A 3,578-nucleotide genomic window follows, 5' to 3' on the forward strand; every position below is an offset into this window, starting at 1 on the left:
CCACCCATCCCCTCCCCCGCTATCATGGGGGAGGAGCCCCTGCCCACTGCTGCTGACCGCCCCCCCCCCCCCCCCCACCCCCACCCACCCTCCCCCCCCCCCCCCCCCCCCCCCTCGTCCGTACGGGTGATCGACTGTCGGTGGCCGGTGCTAGCGTGCCGTTCCGTCAACAGACGATCAAGGAAAGGCGGCATCGGATCGTGGACGTCGAGGTCACGCGCCACCAGGTCGCACCCCAGCGGATCACCCAGGCCCTGAAGGGCATCGAGGACCGGGCCCTCACCAGCTGGTACCGGATCCACTACGGCCGCCTGGCCATCCAGGAGATCCGGACGATGGGCGAGGAGCTCCTCGACCACATCGGCGCGCTCACCCTGGAGGGCCGGCCGCTCAGCGGCTACCCCGCCCGAGTCATCCTGGAGACCGCGGCCGAGTGCTCCCTCGGTGTGCTGTCCCTCGGCTGCTTCCCCCGCGGCGACTTCGAGGTCCCCTTCCCGTTCATCGGCGAGACGCTGACCAGCGAAGAGACCAGCTTCGGCGACACCATCGACTTCGCCCCCACGGCCGCCACCTGGGTCGACGCCTTCGCGATGTGCGTGATCAGCGGCCTGATCCAGGAGCGCCACCGCATGCTCGGCCCGCTGCTGAAGGACGACTACGGGCCCTCGGTCCGCAAGGGCCTGCCCCACTCGGACCTGGACTCGACCTCCGATCCGGCGAGCCTCGCCGAGCTGGACGCGCTCTGCTCCTACCTCCACGTCGTGCCGACCGCCGTCTCACCCTGGGTCGCCCCCGGCCCCGTGCCCCTGCGCAAGCCGGACGCCGAGGAGCGCGCCACGGCCGCCCGGGCGCTGGACGCCGCCGGTCCGCTCACGCCGGACCAGCAGCTGCTGCGCATCCTGCTCGACGACGACCGGAGCACCTTCGAGCGGGCCCTCGCCGCCCGCCTCGGCCAGCACCGCGAGAGCAGCGCTCCGGACGCGGCCCCGCGCAGCCTGCTCCCGGTCCTCCCGATCGCCCTGGCCGCACTCGCCGTCCAGGCGCACGGCTGGCAGCTCCGCCTCTCCTCCGGCTACCTCCCGGCGACGCTCATACAGCCCCCGGTGCTCTGACCGCCCCACCCCAGCCATCCGCCCGTCCATCCGTCCATCCGTCCATCCGTCCGCCCGTCCGTCCGTCCGTCCGTCCGTCCGCGGAGTGTCCAACGGTTGCCCAACAGACGAAACATCCCACCTATAGCCGCCGATCCCCGGCCGGATCGGCGGGCATCCCGTCCGCTACCCGGTCTCCTGGTGAGCGCACCCGCCCCCGGCAAGCACCGAGCCCTAGAAACCGCCGCGACGGCCGGGTCATCCGATCGGATGGCCCGGCCGTCCGCGTTGTCGTCGTCCTGGCCGAAGAACGCCGAGCCCAGCCCGGAACCACCGGGACCAGGGGCACGAACCGGGCTCAGCCGGCCGCCGGGCGGTCGAGGAAGCGCCGGAGCCCCTCCCGCACCCCGTCCGTCGGCACGGTGGCCGCGAAGCAGGCCGCCTCGACGGCGAGGCCCTCGTCGATCGGCAGGTTGATGCCACGGGTGACGGCCCGCAGGCAGGCGGACACCGCGGTCGGCGCGTGTCGGATGATCCGGTCGACCAGGCCCCGTGCCGCGTCGAGCAGTTCGCCGGCCGGGACGACGGCGTTGACCAGTCCGATCTCGGCGGCACGGGCGGCCGGGACCGGGTCCCCGGTCAGGATCAGCTCCAGGGCGCAGCACCCGACCGCACGCACAGCCACCGCCCGCACGAGCCCGCCCGACGTCCTGCCCCGGTGCCCTACTCCCCCACACCGCCCCGCGCGGCCCGGGTGAACCGCGCGCCCCACTCCTCGACGAGGTCGAGCAGTTCGGGCGGGCCGAGGACGCGGAAGTCCGCGCCCAGCGAGCCGAGCGCCATGGCCGGCCAGTCCAGGGAGTCGGCGGTCATCTCCAGGTGGCAGCGCCCGGCGTCGACCTCCTCGACGGTGCCCCACCGGCCGACCCGTGCGCGGACGGTCGCGGCCGGGGCGTCCACCAGCGCCGCCACCCGGTACGGGCGCGGTACGCCGTTGAGACCGGCCCGGACGAACTCGGCGGCGTCGGCGGCGGGCAGCGAACGGGGCCCGAACCGGACGCCGCCGCCCTGCGGCGCGCTCAGCCGGTCGAGCCGGAAGGTGCGCCAGTCCTGCCGGTCGAGGTCGTAGGCGACCAGGTACCAGCGGCGGTGCAGGCACACCAGCCGGTGCGGTTCGACCTGCCGTTCGGCGTGCCGGCCGTCGGCGGCGGTGTAGGAGAAGCGCAGCCGTTCGGTGTCCCGGCAGGCCAGCGCGACCACGGTGAGCCGGTCCGGATCGACGCCCGGCCCGGCCGTGGCGCCCCCGCCGACGGGGACGGTCACCGCGCGCAGCGCCTCGACCCGGTGCCGCAGCCGGGCGGGCATCACCTGCACCACCTTGGCCAGCACCCGCACCGAGGCCTCGGCGATGCCCTCCACCGGGCTCTCCGCCGCGGCCTGGAGGCCCACGGCCAGGGCGACCGCCTCCTCGTCGTCGATCACCAGCGGGGGCAGGGCGGCGCCCGCGGCGAGCTGGTAGCCGCCGTCGACGCCGCGCTGCGCCTCCACGGGGTAGCCGAGTTCGCGCAGGCGGTCGATGTCGCGGCGCAGGGTGCGGATCGAGACCCCGAGCCGGTCGGCCAGTTCCTCGCCGGGCCAGTACCGGTGGGTCTGGAGCAGGGAGAGCAGTCTCAGCGTCCGGGTGCTGGTGTTCGCCATGACTCCGATCATCCCGGAATTCAGGCCAGAAAGTGGCCGCTATCGCGTTTAGCGTGGACCTTGTCCGAAGGAGCAGGAACCGAACGGAAGGCCACCACCATGACCAGCACCGCGACCCCGAACAACAGCACCACCACCGGCGAGCGCGCCGACCTGCTGGCGGCCCTGGCCAAGCAGCGGCACTTCCTGCGCTTCACCACCCGCGACCTCACCGACGAGCAGGCCGGCCTGCGGACCACCGCCAGCGCACTGTGCCTGGGCGGCCTGATCAAGCACGTGAGCGCGGTCGAGCGGTTCTGGGTGGCCTTCATCGTGGAAGGCCCGTCCGCCATGCCCGATTTCAGCAGCTTCACCGAGGCCGACTTCGCCCGCCGTGCGGACGAGTTCCGCCTGCTGCCCGGCGAGACGCTGGCCGGCGTCCTGGCCGAGTACGCCGAGGTGGCCCGCCGCACCGACGACCTGGTCGCCACCCTCCCCGATCTGGGCGCCACCCAGCCGCTGCCGAAGGCCCCCTGGTTCGAGGCCGACACCGAGTGGTCGGCCCGCCGGGTGCTGATGCACATCGTCGCCGAGAGCGCCCAGCACGCGGGCCACGCCGACATCATCCGCGAGGCCCTGGACGGCGCGAAGAGCATGGGCTGACGCCGGTGGACGGCCCGGGCGCCCGGGGCCTGGGGGGGGGGGGGGGGGGGGGGGCGGGGGGGGGGGGCCCCCCCCCCGCCCAGCGCGGGAGGGGGGGGGGCGCCAGCCCAACAAGGTACAGAACCACAGCAACGCGCCACCCAGCAG

Annotated in this window: 4 protein-coding genes; 2 read left to right on the top strand and 2 right to left on the bottom strand. The window is 74.4% G+C overall.

Annotation, left to right across the window (positions count from 1 at the left end; genetic code table 11):
- Positions 1 to 200 precede the first annotated feature (200 nt).
- Positions 201 to 1,112 carry an immunity 49 family protein gene (locus tag AC07BF_RS25225; RefSeq protein WP_363585814.1) on the top strand — a complete coding sequence of 304 codons (912 nt, stop codon included), beginning with the start codon at positions 201 to 203 and terminating at the stop codon, positions 1,110 to 1,112.
- A 337-nt stretch (positions 1,113 to 1,449) separates the two neighbouring features.
- Here the strand turns inward: AC07BF_RS25225 and AC07BF_RS25230 are convergent, their stop codons facing one another.
- Complete coding sequence (locus AC07BF_RS25230) at positions 1,450 to 1,776, bottom strand: enoyl-CoA hydratase-related protein (protein WP_400807789.1); 327 nt, start codon at positions 1,774 to 1,776, stop codon at positions 1,450 to 1,452.
- A gap of 38 nt (positions 1,777 to 1,814) precedes the next feature.
- Positions 1,815 to 2,789, bottom strand: a complete 975-nt coding sequence (locus AC07BF_RS25235; protein ID WP_363585816.1) for a helix-turn-helix transcriptional regulator — start codon at positions 2,787 to 2,789, stop codon at positions 1,815 to 1,817.
- Positions 2,790 to 2,888: 99 nt separating this feature from the next.
- On the opposite strand from AC07BF_RS25235, the gene AC07BF_RS25240 reads away from it, so the two are divergent.
- Positions 2,889 to 3,431, top strand: a complete 543-nt coding sequence (locus AC07BF_RS25240; protein ID WP_363585817.1) for a DinB family protein — start codon at positions 2,889 to 2,891, stop codon at positions 3,429 to 3,431.
- Positions 3,432 to 3,578: the final 147 nt, after the last annotated feature.

This window comes from Kitasatospora sp. NPDC043950, assembly GCF_056435345.1.

Bases quoted from the DNA above. Each gene is read 5' to 3' on its own strand.
- AC07BF_RS25235 (WP_363585816.1), bottom strand. From the start codon at position 2,789: ATGGCGAACACCAGCACCCGGACGCTGAGACTGCTCTCCCTGCTCCAG.
- AC07BF_RS25240 (WP_363585817.1), top strand. From the start codon at position 2,889: ATGACCAGCACCGCGACCCCGAACAACAGCACCACCACCGGCGAGCGC.